Origin of the sequence: Nocardioides sp. (assembly GCF_044226305.1) — a bacterium.
GTDB lineage: Bacteria > Actinomycetota > Actinomycetes > Propionibacteriales > Nocardioidaceae > Nocardioides.
Window position 1 is genome coordinate 13,810 of sequence record NZ_JBGAHF010000022.1, and the last position, 13,556, is coordinate 27,365.

Annotated in this window: 9 protein-coding genes; 5 read left to right on the plus strand and 4 right to left on the minus strand. The window is 74.0% G+C overall.

The features are described from left to right. Positions 1–21 precede the first annotated feature (21 nt). Positions 22–2,769, plus strand: coding sequence for a hypothetical protein (locus tag ACILQ5_RS18570; RefSeq protein ID WP_395659517.1), 2,748 nt, complete (start codon positions 22–24; stop codon positions 2,767–2,769). A 28-nt stretch (positions 2,770–2,797) separates the two neighbouring features. Here the strand turns inward: ACILQ5_RS18570 and ACILQ5_RS18575 are convergent, their stop codons facing one another. From ACILQ5_RS18575 to ACILQ5_RS18590, 4 genes are all read right to left on the minus strand, one after another. After that, a complete protein-coding gene (locus ACILQ5_RS18575; RefSeq protein WP_395659518.1) occupies positions 2,798–3,199 on the minus strand; it encodes a hypothetical protein in 402 nt (133 codons plus the stop codon). A 209-nt stretch (positions 3,200–3,408) separates the two neighbouring features. Then, entirely contained in the window at positions 3,409–5,052 is a 1,644-nt protein-coding gene (locus ACILQ5_RS18580) for a DNA repair helicase XPB (RefSeq protein WP_395659519.1), read from the minus strand. A 139-nt stretch (positions 5,053–5,191) separates the two neighbouring features. After that, positions 5,192–5,719, minus strand: a complete 528-nt coding sequence (locus tag ACILQ5_RS18585; RefSeq protein WP_395659520.1) for a CGNR zinc finger domain-containing protein — start codon at positions 5,717–5,719, stop codon at positions 5,192–5,194. A gap of 9 nt (positions 5,720–5,728) precedes the next feature. Beyond that, positions 5,729–7,975 carry a helicase-associated domain-containing protein gene (locus ACILQ5_RS18590; protein ID WP_395659521.1) on the minus strand — a complete coding sequence of 749 codons (2,247 nt, stop codon included), beginning with the start codon at positions 7,973–7,975 and terminating at the stop codon, positions 5,729–5,731. A gap of 57 nt (positions 7,976–8,032) precedes the next feature. Here ACILQ5_RS18590 and ACILQ5_RS18595 point away from each other — a divergent pair, with 57 nt between their 5' ends. The 4 genes from ACILQ5_RS18595 to ACILQ5_RS18610 all read left to right on the plus strand — a co-directional run bounded on the left by ACILQ5_RS18595 (position 8,033) and on the right by ACILQ5_RS18610 (position 13,514). Then, entirely contained in the window at positions 8,033–8,857 is an 825-nt protein-coding gene (locus ACILQ5_RS18595; RefSeq protein WP_395659522.1) for a PP2C family protein-serine/threonine phosphatase, read from the plus strand. After that, a complete protein-coding gene (locus ACILQ5_RS18600) occupies positions 8,854–9,867 on the plus strand; it encodes an FHA domain-containing protein (RefSeq protein ID WP_395659523.1) in 1,014 nt (337 codons plus the stop codon). The genes ACILQ5_RS18595 and ACILQ5_RS18600 overlap by 4 nt, the downstream gene beginning before the upstream one ends. Then, on the plus strand, positions 9,864–10,949 hold the full coding sequence (locus tag ACILQ5_RS18605; protein ID WP_395659524.1) for an RDD family protein: 1,086 nt from the start codon (positions 9,864–9,866) through the stop codon (positions 10,947–10,949). The genes ACILQ5_RS18600 and ACILQ5_RS18605 overlap by 4 nt, the downstream gene beginning before the upstream one ends. A 186-nt stretch (positions 10,950–11,135) precedes the next feature. Beyond that, positions 11,136–13,514, plus strand: coding sequence for an immune inhibitor A domain-containing protein (locus ACILQ5_RS18610; RefSeq protein ID WP_395659525.1), 2,379 nt, complete (start codon positions 11,136–11,138; stop codon positions 13,512–13,514). The last annotated feature ends 42 nt before the right edge of the window (positions 13,515–13,556 follow it).

The window sequence follows — 13,556 nt, forward strand, 5'->3', positions numbered from 1 at the left end:
AGAACCGGCATGATGCTGGGCATGGGAGCACGCGGGCGCGTCGGCGCCGTCCTGGTCGCGCTGGTCGCGGCCACCGCCGCAGCTGCGGCAGCGGGCGCGCCGGCCAGCGGCACGCCCGCGGCGGCCACCGTCCGGGCGGCGGCACCCTCGGCGGCACCCTCGGCGGCCCATGCGCCGCCCGGGGACGACCGGGGCGTCTGGCAGGTCGAGGACCTCGGCGGCGGCCGGTACCAGGTCTCCTGGCGGTCGCCGAACCGGTTCCCGCTGACCTCGGACCGTCCGACGATCGTCGGACCGGCGTCCCTCGACATCGGCACCCCGACCGTGGCCGAGGACGGGCGCACCGTCTCCGCGGTGGTCGCGGCCGCCACCCGACCGGACGTCGCCGACCTCGACGTGCTGCTCTCCGGGGACCGTCTCGACGAGCGTGGCCAGGACCGGCAGCGCGCGGGCTCGGCACCCCGCGCCCCGCTCGACCTGCCCGGCACGGTGACGCTCCCCGTCGACCCCGCGACGCCGGGTCCGTACGACGTCGCGACGAGCGACTACCAGCTGGACCCGGTCGCGCTGCCCGGGATGCGCGACCCGATCGAGATGGTCGGCCACGTCGTGGAGCCGGCCGCCGGTGCGCCGACCGGACCGCGGCCCCTGGTGCTGTTCCTGCACGGGCGGCACAGCGTCTGCTACGACCCCGACGACGAGACCGCCGACGGGTCCTGGCCGTGCCAGCCGCCGCTCCAGGAGATCCCGAGCCAGCTCGGCTACGACTACATCCAGCAGGTGCTGGCCTCCCAGGGCTACGCGACCGTCTCGATCCGCGTCAACGGCATCAACGCGCAGGACTACCGCCTGCCCGACGGCGGCGCGGACGCCCGGGCCGCCATCGTCGAGCAGCACCTCGACCACTGGGCCGACATCGCGGCCGCGCACCAGGTCGACCTGGACCGGGTCGTCCTCGTCGGGCACAGCCGCGGCGGCGAGGGCGTCGACCGGGCGTCGATCGAGATCCCGCTGAGCGCGCCGTACCGCATCGTCGGGCAGGTGCTGATCGCGCCGACCGACTTCGGCAACCAGACCGCGCCGTTCGTGCCGACCGTGACGCTGCTGCCGTTCTGCGACGGCGACGTGAGCGACCTCGAGGGCCAGCGGTTCACCGACGTGGCGCGGGACCTGACGACCGGGGACACCTCGCTGAAGAGCTCGGTCCTGGTGATGGGCGCCAACCACAACTTCTTCAACACCGAGTGGACGCCGGGCCTGGCGGCCGCGCCCGCGTGGGACGACTGGGGCGGACCGAAGCGGACCGAGTGCGGCGTGCGGAACCCCCAGCGGCTCACGCCGGAGGAGCAGCAGTCGGTCGGGACGGCGTACGTCGCCGGCGCGGTGCACCTGTTCGCCGACGACGAGCAGGACGTGCTGCCGCTCTTCGACGGGTCGCGCGCCCGGGTCGCCTCGACCGGTGACGCGCAGGTGCTCAGCCACGCGATCGGTGGCGGCCGCGACCTCCGCGCGCCCGGCCGGACCGCCTCCCTCGACCTCCCCGACGGGGCCACCACCCGGATGTGCACGGGGATCGACGACGGGTCGAAGGTGGCGTCGTGCACCTACGGCCTGGACTGGGTCTCGGTGCACCCGCACTGGCCGTCGACCTACGAGAACCTGCCGGCCCGGCGCTTCTTCGAGATGAGCTGGACCGCGGCCGACCAGTCCGGCGGGCTGCTGCTGCGCCGACCCCTCGACCTCAGCACGGGCCGGCTCGACCTGCGCACGGTCACCGACCCGCGCGACGGCCCGGTCGACCTGCGGGTGCGGATCACCGACGGCTCCGGCGGCAGCGCCGTCCTCACGCCGGTCGGGGGCGGCACGCTGCCGCTGCTCGGGGAGAGCGAGGCCACCGAGAAGTACTGGGCCCAGACGCTCACGGTCGACCCGGCCGGCGCGTCCGGCGTGGACCTCGGCGACATCACCCGCGTCGACCTGGTCAGCGAGAGCGACCACGGCCGGGTCTGGGTCGCCGACCTCGTGGCGGCGCCGGACGCGCTGGTGCCGGTGCCCGAGCGCCGGCTGCCGACCGTCGACGTCGGCCGGATCACGATGCCCGAGGGCGACGGTCCGGGGCGGGTGACCGCGCGGATGCCGTTCGAGGTGCACGGCGACGTCACCGCTCCGGCCCGGCTGGCGGTCACGACCGTCGGGCAGTCCCGCGGCGAGGTGCAGCACTTCACGATCGACCTCGCGCCGGGGCAGACCAGCGGCTCGATCCCGGTGACCTACGACGCCGACAAGCTCGACGACTACCCGCGGGTGGTCACCCAGGTCTCGATGCAGGCGCTGCGCAACGTGATGACCGACTCCTGGACCGGGGGTCTCACGATCCTCGACGACGACCCGACCCCGGCGATCTCGGTCCGGCCGCTGGCGCGGACCGTGCGCGAGGGCGCGCCCGCCCGGTGGGAGGTGCGACTGGCCGGACCGGTCGGCTACGACATGTGGGTGTCGGGCATCGTCGTGCGCGGCCCGCGGCCCACGCTGGCGGCCGGTGACGTGCCGCCGGAGTGGCTGATGAGCACGGTCGGCACCACGCCGAAGCCGCTCAAGCCGCTGTGGACCTACCACCCGTCGGTCTACGGCGAGCTGAGCTCCGGTGCGACCCGCCTGGTGCTGACGGTGCCGACCCGGCACGACGACCGCACCGAGGGTCGGGAGTCGGTGACGCTGAAGGTCTCGGTGGACCGCAAGCACGTCAAGCGCACGGTCTGGGTCAGGTGACGGGTCCGGTGACGGGTCAGGTGACGGGTCAGGTGACGCTGAGCACGATCGCGCCGACGACGACCGCCAGCGCGACCAGCATCATCACCAGGAACAGCCCGAAGCCGGACCGGGGCTGACGCTCCAGCCCGATCCGGCCACCCGCGAACTGGTGCCACGGCGGGGCGTAGAAGACGTCGACGGTCCGGCCCTCCGCGACGTCCACCGTGAGGTCGGCCTGGCCGTACTGCCGCAACCACTGGCAGTGGACGTCGACCCGCCAGGGGCCCGGCGGGACCGGGTGCACCGAGACGCCGTACGGCGTCGGCACGGGGTAGCCGTTGAGCCGGACGCTCGGGTGGATCATGTTGCTCGTCAGGGCGTTGCCCTGCACGGTGAGCCGGATCCAGCCGGTCGGCGCCGGGGGTGGTGGGCCGGGTTGCGCGGACATGACCGCAGCGTAGGCGCCTGCGCGTGCCCCGGGGCCGCGTCATACGAGCCGGTCGCCGGGGCGGCCACCTCGGATGACGTCCGGGCTCGCGTCATGCGAGCCGGTCGTCGGGGCAGCCACCTCGGATGACGTCCGGGCTCGCGTCATGCGAGCTGGTCGTCGGGGTAGCCACCTCGGATGACGTCCCCGGTCCGGGGCCGCGACGGTCGCTACCGCGTCTCCAGGTCCTCGGCGTCCATGATCCGGTAGGCGTAGCCCTGCTCGGCGAGGAAGCGCTGCCGGTTCTGGGCGAACTCGGCGTCGACGGTGTCGCGGGACACGATCGTGTAGAAGTGCGCGGTCCGCCCCTCGGTCTTGGGGCGGAGCAGCCGGCCGAGGCGCTGCGCCTCCTCCTGCCGCGAGCCGAACGACCCGGAGACCTGGATCGCCACCTCGGCGGAGGGCAGGTCGATCGAGAAGTTGGCGACCTTCGACACGACGAGCAGGTCCAGCTCGCCGGAGCGGAACGCCTCGAAGAGCCGTTGCCGCTCCTTGACCGTCGTCTCGCCCTTGATCACCGGGGCGTCGAGGGCGGCGGCGATCTCGTCGAGCTGGTCGATGTACTGCCCGATCACCAGCGTCGGCTGGCTGGGGTGCGCGGCGATCAGCTGCTGCACGACGTCGATCTTGTGGTGGGTGCACGACGCGAGGCGGTAGCGCTCCTCCGGCTCGGCGGTCGCGTAGACCAGCCGCTCGGACGACGGCAGCGTGACCCGCACCTCGACGCAGTCGGCCGGGGCGATCCAGCCCTGCGCCTCGATGTCCTTCCACGGCGCGTCGTACCGCTTCGGGCCGATCAGCGAGAACACGTCGCCCTCGCGACCGTCCTCGCGCACCAAGGTCGCGGTCAGTCCGAGCCGGCGCCGCGCCTGCAGGTTGGCGGTCATCCGGAAGATCGGGGCGGGGAGCAGGTGCACCTCGTCGTACACGACCAGGCCCCAGTCACGCGCATCGAGGAGCTCGAGGTGGGTGTAGGCGCCCTTCCGCTTGGTCGTCAGGACCTGGTACGTCGCGATGGTGACCGGACGGATCTCCTTGACGGCCCCGGAGTACTCGCCGATCTCCTCCGCCGTCAGCGACGTCCGCCGGACCAGCTCGTCCTTCCACTGGCGCGCGGACACGGTGTTGGTGACGAGGATCAGCGTGGTCGCCTTGGCCTCGGCCATCGCGGCCGCCCCGACCAGGGTCTTGCCGGCGCCGCAGGGGAGGACGACGACGCCGGAGCCGCCGTGCCAGAAGGACTCGGCGGCCTCGCGCTGGTAGGGACGCAGGTGCCACTCGGACTGGTCGAGGAAGATCGGGTGCGCCTCGCCGTCGACGTACCCGGCGAAGTCCTCGGCCGGCCAGCCGAGCTTGAGCAGCACCTGCTTGAGGTTGCCGCGCTCGGAAGCGTGCACGACGACGGTGTCCTCGTCGATCCGGTCGCCGATCATCCCGGCGACCTTCTTGGCGCGGAGCACCTCCTCGAGCACCGGCCGGTCGTTGCTGACCAGCACCAGGCCGTGGATCGGGTTCTTCTCCAGCCGGAGCCGCCCGTAGCGGGCCATCGTCTCGGCCACGTCGACCAGCAGCGCGTGCGGCACGGCGTAGCGGCTGTACTCGAGCAGCGTGTCGACCACCTGCTCGGCGTCGTGGCCCGCGGCGCGTGCGTTCCAGAGGCCGAGCGGGGTCAGCCGGTAGGTGTGCACGTGCTCGGGCGAGCGCTCGAGCTCCGCGAACGGCGCGATCGCCTTGCGGCAGTCAGCGGCGCGCTCGTGGTCGACCTCGAGCAGGAGGGTCTTGTCCGACTGGACGATGAGCGGGCCGTCGTTCACCTCGTGATCCTAGGTCGCGGTGCCTGGAGGAGCTTCGTCGGCCGGCCGACAGAACCCGCGTCGGGACGACGAAGCTTCATCGTCCAAGCGTGAGTTTCATCGGCCGGCCGATGAAACTCACCACCCCCCGACGCCCGCCTCAGGCGCCGGCGACCGCCTTCTGGCGGGCCCGGAAGGCGGCGACGTTGGCGCGGGAGGAGCAGCGCTCGGAGCAGTAGCGGCGCGAGCGGTTCGGGGAGGTGTCGACGAAGGCCTGGGTGCAGGGCACGGCCGCGCACACGCCGAGCCGGTCCGGACCGAGGTCGCAGACGAGGGTGGCCAGGCCGAGCAGCGACTCGCCGACCAGCTGCTCGGCGACGCTGGCGTGGTCGGTGGCGACGTGGAGGTGCAGGTGGCTCGGGTCGTGGTCGGAGATCCGCGGGGTCAGCGGGTGCCGTGCCATCAGCCCGTTGAGACCACCCACCACGTCGGCGACCCGGTCGTCCCGGCCGGCCTCGAAGACCGGGCGGAGCTCGCGCTGGAACTTCCGCAGCAGCATGCAGTCGCGGTCGGTCGCCCGGGAGCGGACCCGGTCGTGCCCCTCGAGGTACGCCGTCAGGCCGGCCACGTCCGACAGGTCGGCGTTGAGGAGGGCGGCCGACGCCTCGGCGTACTGGAGGAAGTCCACGTCTCCACGCTACGGCGTGGCCGTGCGGACCGTGGTGATCCGGTGCACCGCGAAGGTCCGGACGTCGTCGCTGCGGTGGTCGTGCGCGGTGAGCGAGCCGCCCTCGACGCGGATCGGGTCGACCAGCCGCTCGGAGGTGGTGCCCTGGTTGTCGACGTACCCGATGAGCACCGTGTCGCCGGCCTCGACGGCCTCGCGCAGCGCCGCCATCGAGCCGCTCGGCGTCAGGGCCTCCGCGGGCGCCGCCGGCCGCGACGCCTCGGCGCGGTCGCCGGCGCGGATCGCGGTGACGACGTGGACCGTGTGCGCGGCGTCGCGCGCCGTGCGCGCCGCGTGGCCGCGGTGCTCGCGTGGCGTCCGGGCGCGCAGCAGGTCGGGCCGGGCGACGTGGACGCTGCCGTCGGTGGCCTCGACCACCGGTGCGGCGCCGAGGTCGCGCAGCCGCGGCAGCAGCACGTCGACCGGCGTCGAGGACACGATCACCGTCGGGGCGATCCGCCGGAGCCCCAGGGTGCCGGCGCGCGGGTGGTGGAGCAGCTCGGTCAGGGCGGCCTCGTCGTCGGAGCGCAGGAACGCCTCGGCGTGCCCGACCCGCACGGTCCCGTAGGTGCGGGCGATGTCGTCGACGAGGTAGGTCAGCGGCTGCGGCACCGGGGTCCTCGAGGCCGAGCCGACCAGCTCGTGCACCTCGGCCGCCGTCCACCCGAGGTCGAGCGCGCGTCGCACCGAGCCCGGGGTGAACCGGTAGACCGTGGCGCCACCCCGCGACTCCACGTCCGCGACCACCTGGAGCCGGCGCGCCAGCTGCGACTCCAGCGGCCCCGGGGCGACCGCGGTCAGGTCGGCCTGGAGCAGCACGTGGTCGACCGGCTCGGGCAGCAGCGTCGCCAGGACCTGCTCCGCCCCGGTGCGGTCGTCGCCGAGCAGCGCCCGGGCGTACGACGTCAGCCCGCCCAGGGCGACCACCCCGAGTGCCGCCGCCTCGTCGACGGCCCACGCGACCTGGTCGGCGCGGGTCCGGGGTCGGCGGGGCCGCAGCCAGGCGACCCGGCCGACCAGGGTCGGCAGGCCGGTCCCGGCGGCCAGCACCTCGCCGGGTGGCAGCGAGGCCAGCACGTCGAGCGCCATCCGCCGGCTCTCGACCTGGTGGCCGCCCACCAGCTCGGGGGCCAGCGCGTTCCACACCTTGCCGGCCGGGTCGCGGCGCCCGACCTGCCCGGGGACGCGCGGGGTGTCCAGCCAGGCCGCGACGAGCGCCGTCCAGCGCTCGGCCATGGCCAGCTGGGTCCACTGGTCGAAGAGGTCGGTGGGGATCCACACCGGGTTGCCGTCCCGGTCCGCCGCGGTGGCGAGCAGCCCGGCGGCGTACGCCGTCTCGACCAGCAGCGCCGCGGTCGGCGGGTCGACCTGCAGGTCGGTCGCGGTGGCCTTGAGGTCGCGGACCCCGAGCCCGCCGCTGCGCAGGGAGGACGGCGGCGCCGTCCCCCAGTGGTCCAGCAGCAGCTCCACGCGCCGCACCGTCTCGAAGGCGGTGCCCGCCCCGGTGCGGTCGACCAGCGCCTCCGGTCGCTCCGACGTCGCGAGCTCCGGTACGGCGTCGACCGGCTCGACCGTCGTCCGACCGCCCCGCAGCGCGACGCCGACCTCGCCGGGCAGCACGACGACACCGCCGCTGCGCGGCACCAGCAGCCGTCGGGAGAGCAGCTCCTCGGCGGGTGTCCGCGCGTCCTCGGGGAGCACGGTGTGGCGCGAGGTCCCCGTGGTGGCCTGACCGCCGGACTCCAGCACGTGGTCGAGCAGGGTCCGGGCCTCCGGCGAGATCTCGTCGAGGCGAGCCCGGACCTCCTCGGGGGTGGGTGGGCCGGTGGAGAACGGCTGCAGCCCGCTGGTCGACAGGGCGTCCGCGACCCCGCTCAGGGCCCGCAGGCCCTGCGTGGACTCCCACGCCAGCGCGAGGTCCAGCAACCGGGTCAGTGCCGCCGCTACGCTCGTCGGGTCCGCGTGGACCATGTCGGCCAGCCGGTCGGCCGTGGTTTGGCCGGCGACCACGAGGGCATCTAGGACACTGAGCTCGGCGTGCGTCAGCTGGTCGAGCGCACGCAGCAACGATGACCGGGTGGCGGCACGTGACGCCAGCTGGCCTGAGTCGTGAGGGGCCGGGGTGGCGAGATCGGGACGGGCGAGGAGCAACCGGGTGAGCCGGTCGTCCGGCCAGCTGCGCAGCTGGTCGGCGAGCGAGCGGTACCCGGCGGACATCCCCCCAACGCTACCGGCACTCCCGGCAGCAGGGCGTCGGGCAGCAGGGCGCGGACGATGAGGCAGGTCGAGCTGCACCACGGCGCGGCGACCGACGTCGGCCGGGTCCGCGAGGTCAACGAGGACGCCCACCTCGCCGTACCGCCGGTCTTCGTCGTCGCCGACGGGATGGGCGGGCACGAGGGTGGCGACGTCGCCAGCGCGATCGTCGTGGAGGAGTTCGGGCGGCTCGCCGAGCGCGGCTACGACCCCGTGCGGGCCGTGGACGAGGTGCGCGCGACGCTGGCGGACTGCCAGCGCCGGATCCTCGAGTTCGGCGAGCAGCAGGCGCGGCGCGGCGTCGAGCGGCGGCGCAGCGCCGGCACCACCGTGGTCGCGGCCCTGCTCGTCGAGGAGGCCGGCACCCCGGCGTGGCTCCTGGCGAACCTCGGCGACTCCCGCGCGTACCGTCTCGTCGACGGCGTCCTCGACCAGGTGAGCACCGACCACAGCCTCGTCCAGGAGCTGGTGGACGCCGGCCGGCTCGCGCCCGAGGACGTGGCGACGCACCCCGAGCGCAACGTCATCACCCGGGCGCTCGGCGACGCGATCGGCGTCGACGCCGACTACTTCGTCGTCCCGCTGGCGCAGGCCGAGCGGATCGTGCTCTGCACCGACGGCGTCAACGGGATGCTCGACGACACCGCCATCGCGGCCGTCCTCACCGCGGCCGCCGACCCGCGCGACGCCGCCGACCGGCTGGTCGCCGCTGCGGTCGCGGCCGGCGGCGAGGACAACGCGACCGCCGTCGTGGTCGACGTCGTGGGCGTCCGCGAGGTCGAGGGGTACGACGCCGAGCAGCAGCGGGCCAGCCTCGAGGCCAAGCTCGGAGGCCGACCGTGACCTGGTCGTGCCGCGCCGGCGCCTGGTTCGCGGTCCTCGGCGACCACGCCGTCGTGCTGCTCCCGCCCTCGGAGAAGGCGCGGGTCGCCGCGGTCTGGGAGATCGTCGACGACGGCGCCGGCTTCGACGAGACGCTCGACGCACTGATCTCCTCCGGGCTGCGCGACCTGCCGGGCTTCGTCCTCGTCAGCAGCGAGGGCGAGGAGACGCGGGTCGTGCTCCGGGGGGAGGCGCACGCGCACTTCGCGACCTCCGACGGCCCGGTCGACGTCGACGGGGAGACCGCCACGACCTGGGTCGAGCGCACCCTGACCGGAGTCACCCACATCCACCTGCGGGTGGCGCAGGACGAGGCCGGCGACGAGCTGCGCCTCGACGCCGGGCTGGTGCGCATCGGCAGCGCCCGGTGGGGTGACCCGCCGGCCGAGCCGCCGGACACCGAGCCCTCGGCCGACGAGCCCGTCGACACCGAGCCGTCGGTCGACGAGCCGGTCGAGGAGCCGGTCGATGAGCCGGTCGAGGAGCCGGTCGAGGAGCCGCCGGCCACCGAGGCGATGGTGCTGCCCACGGACCACGACGGCCAGACCCGGACCGGCGACCCGCACCCGCCGACGCCCCCGCCGGGGATCCCGGGGCAGCCGCCGGCACCGCCGGTCACCGCACATCCGGTCGCCCGGCTCCGGTTCTCCACCGGCGAGGTCGTGGACGTCGACCGCCCGGTCGTCGTCGGCCGGGCCCCCGAGGTCCGCGGCGGCGGCGACGAGCACCGGCTGGTCACCGTGCCCAGCCCGCAGCAGGAGATCTCCGGGACCCACCTCGAGATCCGGCCCGGCACCGGTGCCGACCACGGGTCGGCGGTGGTGACCGACCTCGGCTCCACCAACGGCACGGTGCTGGTCCTGCCGGGCCTCCCGCCCGAGGACCTGCGGGCCGGGGTCGGCGTGCAGCTCCTCCCGGGTTCGCTGGTCGACCTGGGCGACGGCCTGACGATCGAGGTCGTCACGCCGTGACCCCGTTCCCCGCCGCCGACCTGGATCGGCGGTTCTACGCCTTCGCCGTCGACCGGCTCCTCGCGTGGACCGTCGACGGCGTCGCGGGGTACCTCGCCTGGCGCCTCCTCGTCGAGGACGGCGCCGTCCTGGCGGGCGTCGCCGTCGTCGTCGCGGTCGTGGTCCTCGTCTACGCCGCGCTCGCCGTCGTCCTCGGCCGCACCGGTACGTCCCCGGGCAACGCCGCCCTGGACCTGCGGGTCGTGGGCGCCGCGACCGGGGCGCCGATCGGTGTCGGGCCGGCGCTGCGCCGCCAGGCCGTCCTCGGGCTCGCGACGCTGCCGACCTTCGGGCTCGGGACCGCCACCCTCGCGTGGACCGCGGCGATGGACCCCAGTGGGCGCCGCCACGGGTGGCACGACCGGCTGGCCGGGTCGGAGGTCGTCGACGTGCGGCCGGTGCCGGCCGACCCGGAGCCGGTGGTCGAGGCACCGCGGAGCGTCGTCAACCTCACCGCGCTGCGGCTCGTCCCGGCCCCGCCGCCGCCGAGCACGCCGCCACCCTCCGCGCCACCCACCATCGCGGCCCCGCCCCGCCCGTCCGCGCCGCCACCGCCGCCCCCGGCCGCGCCTCCGCCCTCGTCCGAGCCGCTGCGCACCCCCCAGCACCGCGCCGCCCCCGGCCCGGGCGAGCCGGCCCCGGCGGCCCTGACGGAGCCGCCGCGGCGTCAGCTCGGCTACCCGCTGGTCCCCGAGCCGACCGGGCCGACCGCCCGGTGGCGGGTCAGCTTCGACTCCGGCGAGTCCTTCGTGGTCGAGGGGCTGACCCTCGTCGGCCGGCGCCCCGAGCCGCGCCCGGGGGAGACCCCGCGCCAGCTCCTCGCGCTCCGCTCGGAGGACATGTCGCTGTCGAAGACCCACGCCCAGTTCCAGGTGGTCGCCGACGGGGTCCTCGTCGCCATGGACCGCGGGTCCACGAACGGGTCGGTGCTGCTCCGCCGGGGCGTGGCCCGTGACCTGGCCGCCGGACGGCCGACCACGCTGCTCGACGGCGACCACGTGCGCTTCGGCGACCGGATGATGACCGTCTCCCGCGAGCCCTGACCGTCCCGGACCGCCCCGCGGCCAGGTCACGGTCCGGTAACGAACGGCGGAGCCCCTTCCCCTGAGGGGGCGGCGACGTGTCGACTCGACCCCTCCTGACCAGTGACTCGGCACTGAGATCCGGCCGTCGTGTCCTGCCAGGAAATCTCGGGCGCATCCCGCCCCGACATCCCAGGGAGGCATCTCTTGCGCAGGACACGGGTCGCCGCAGCGGCGACCGCTTCACTGATCGCGACCGCCACCGCGCTGTCGCTCTCCACCACCCCGGCCGGCGCGGAGCCGCCCGGTGCGCCCGCCTCGGGCAAGCAGCAGTCGGCCACCCCGTCCGACGACATCACCCCGGGCTGGCGCACCCAGTACGACCAGATCCGTCAGCAGGCGCTCGAGAAGCGCCTGCGCACCGGCGGACGGGGGGCCGTCGAGAAGGTCGGGCGCGGCGAGTACGGCAAGGTCGCGCAGACCGGCAAGGACCGCATCTTCGTCGTGCTCGCCGAGTTCGGCGACACCGCCCACTCGGCGTACCCGGTCGACCCCGACGCCGGCGCCCAGCGCACCGACGGCCCGCTGCACAACCAGATCCCCAAGCCGGACCGGTCGATCGACAACTCGACGGTGTGGCAGAAGAACTACGACCGGTCCCACTACGACGGCCTGTACTTCGACCGGATGAAGAAGTTCTACGAGCAGCAGTCCAGCGGGACCTACTCCATCGACGGGGACGTGACCGCCTGGGTGAAGGTGCCGTTCAACGAGCGCCGCTACGGCAGCGACTACTGCGGCTCGATCGTCTGCAGCAACGTCTGGTTCCTGGTCCGCGACGCGCTGGCCGAATGGACCCAGGGCCGCATCGACGCGGGCTGGACGATGGCCCGGATCCAGGCCTACCTGAAGACCTTCGACAAGCAGGACCGCTACGACTTCGACGGTGACGGCGACTTCGCCGAGCCGGACGGCTACATCGACCACTTCCAGATCGTGCACGCCGGTGGCGACCAGGCCGACGGCGACCCGATCTACGGCAAGGACGCCATCTGGAGCCACCGCGGCAACGTGGGCATCCACTCCAACGGCACCGGCCCCGGCCCCGCCATCGGCGGCGTCGAGGTGGGCGAGGGCGGTGTGTCCGACGCGAGCGGCGCCAACGTGCAGATCCCGGACAACCCGACCGGCGTCTGGGTCAGCGACTACACGATGCAGCCCGAGAACGGCGGCCTCAGCGTCTTCGCGCACGAGTACGCCCACGACCTGGGCCTGCCCGACGAGTACGACACCTCCGGCAACACCGGCGGGGCGAGCAACACCGTCGAGCACTGGTCGCTGATGGCCCAGTCACGCGGCAGCCTCCCCGGCGACGGGGGCATCGGCGAGCAGCCGCAGCCGTTCGGCGCCTGGGACAAGTTCCAGATGGGCTGGCTCGACTACGACGTCGCGCGCGCCGGCCGACCCGGCACGTACCACCTGCGTCCCGGCCAGTCCACGTCCGGCTCCCAGTCCAACGGCCTGGTCGTGCTGCTGCCGGACAAGGACGTCACCTTCCAGTACGGCGACCCCTGCGCCACCTGCGGCGAGCGGTTCTACTACTCCGGCAAGGGCGACGACCTCGACCACGCGATGACGCGCGAGGTCGACGGCGGTGGCGAGCTCACCGCGAAGGTCCGCTACGACATCGAGGAGGGTTGGGACTACGCGTTCCTCGAGGCGTCGAGCGACGGCGGCGAGACCTGGACCGAGGTCGAGAACAGCCAGAGCTACCCGGGTGAGGACCAGGGCACGTTCAACGGCAGCGGCACCGGCATCTCGGGCACGACCGACGGGGAGTGGGTCGACCTGACCGCCACGATCCCGCCGGACACGGACGCGATCCGGTTCCACTACCTGACCGACGGCGCGGCGACGTACCCCGGCTTCCAGGTCGACAACATCACCCTCGACGGCGAGACCATCGGGGACGCGGAGACCGACGACCAGGGGTGGGCGCTCGACGGCTTCGAGGCCGTCCACGCCGAGGAGACCAAGCAGTTCCTCAACGCCTACTTCGTGGACAACCGTCAGTACGTCGGCCGGGACAAGACCCTCGCCCACGTCTACAACTTCGCGGGTGACCCGAAGCGGCCGGACTGGGTCGACCACTTCAAGTACGCCCCGGGCGCGCTGATCAGCTACTGGGACACCTCGCACACGGACAACAACGTGGGCGACCACCCTGGTGAGGGCGAGATCCTGGTGGTCGACGCGCACCCGGAGTTCCAGCACGCGTCCGACGGCTCGATCCTGCGGACCAAGGTCCTCACGGCCGACTCGGCGTTCTCGCGGAAGGCGACCCCCTCGCAGCGGCTCCACTACCAGGGCAAGAAGTACACGCTGAAGGGCAAGCCGGCCCAGCCGGTCTTCGACGACACCCTCGACTGGTGGTTCGGCGGTGACGAGCACGGCTCGGGCGACCACCCGGGCTTCTACGAGCCGGAGTGGTACTCGGTGGACGTGCCGAACACCGGCACGACCATCAAGGTCGTGAAGGTCTCGAAGTCGGGCGTGATGACCGTCAAGGTCGGCAGCGCCGGCTGACCGGGACGCACGCTCGACCCGGGCCCCGTCACCCTCGTGGTG

Coding starts and splice junctions, on each gene's coding strand:
- ACILQ5_RS18570 (WP_395659517.1), top strand. CDS start 22: ATGGGAGCACGCGGGCGCGTCGGCGCCGTCCTGGTCGCGCTGGTCGCG.
- ACILQ5_RS18575 (WP_395659518.1), bottom strand. CDS start 3,199: ATGTCCGCGCAACCCGGCCCACCACCCCCGGCGCCGACCGGCTGGATC.
- ACILQ5_RS18590 (WP_395659521.1), bottom strand. CDS start 7,975: ATGTCCGCCGGGTACCGCTCGCTCGCCGACCAGCTGCGCAGCTGGCCG.
- ACILQ5_RS18595 (WP_395659522.1), top strand. CDS start 8,033: ATGAGGCAGGTCGAGCTGCACCACGGCGCGGCGACCGACGTCGGCCGG.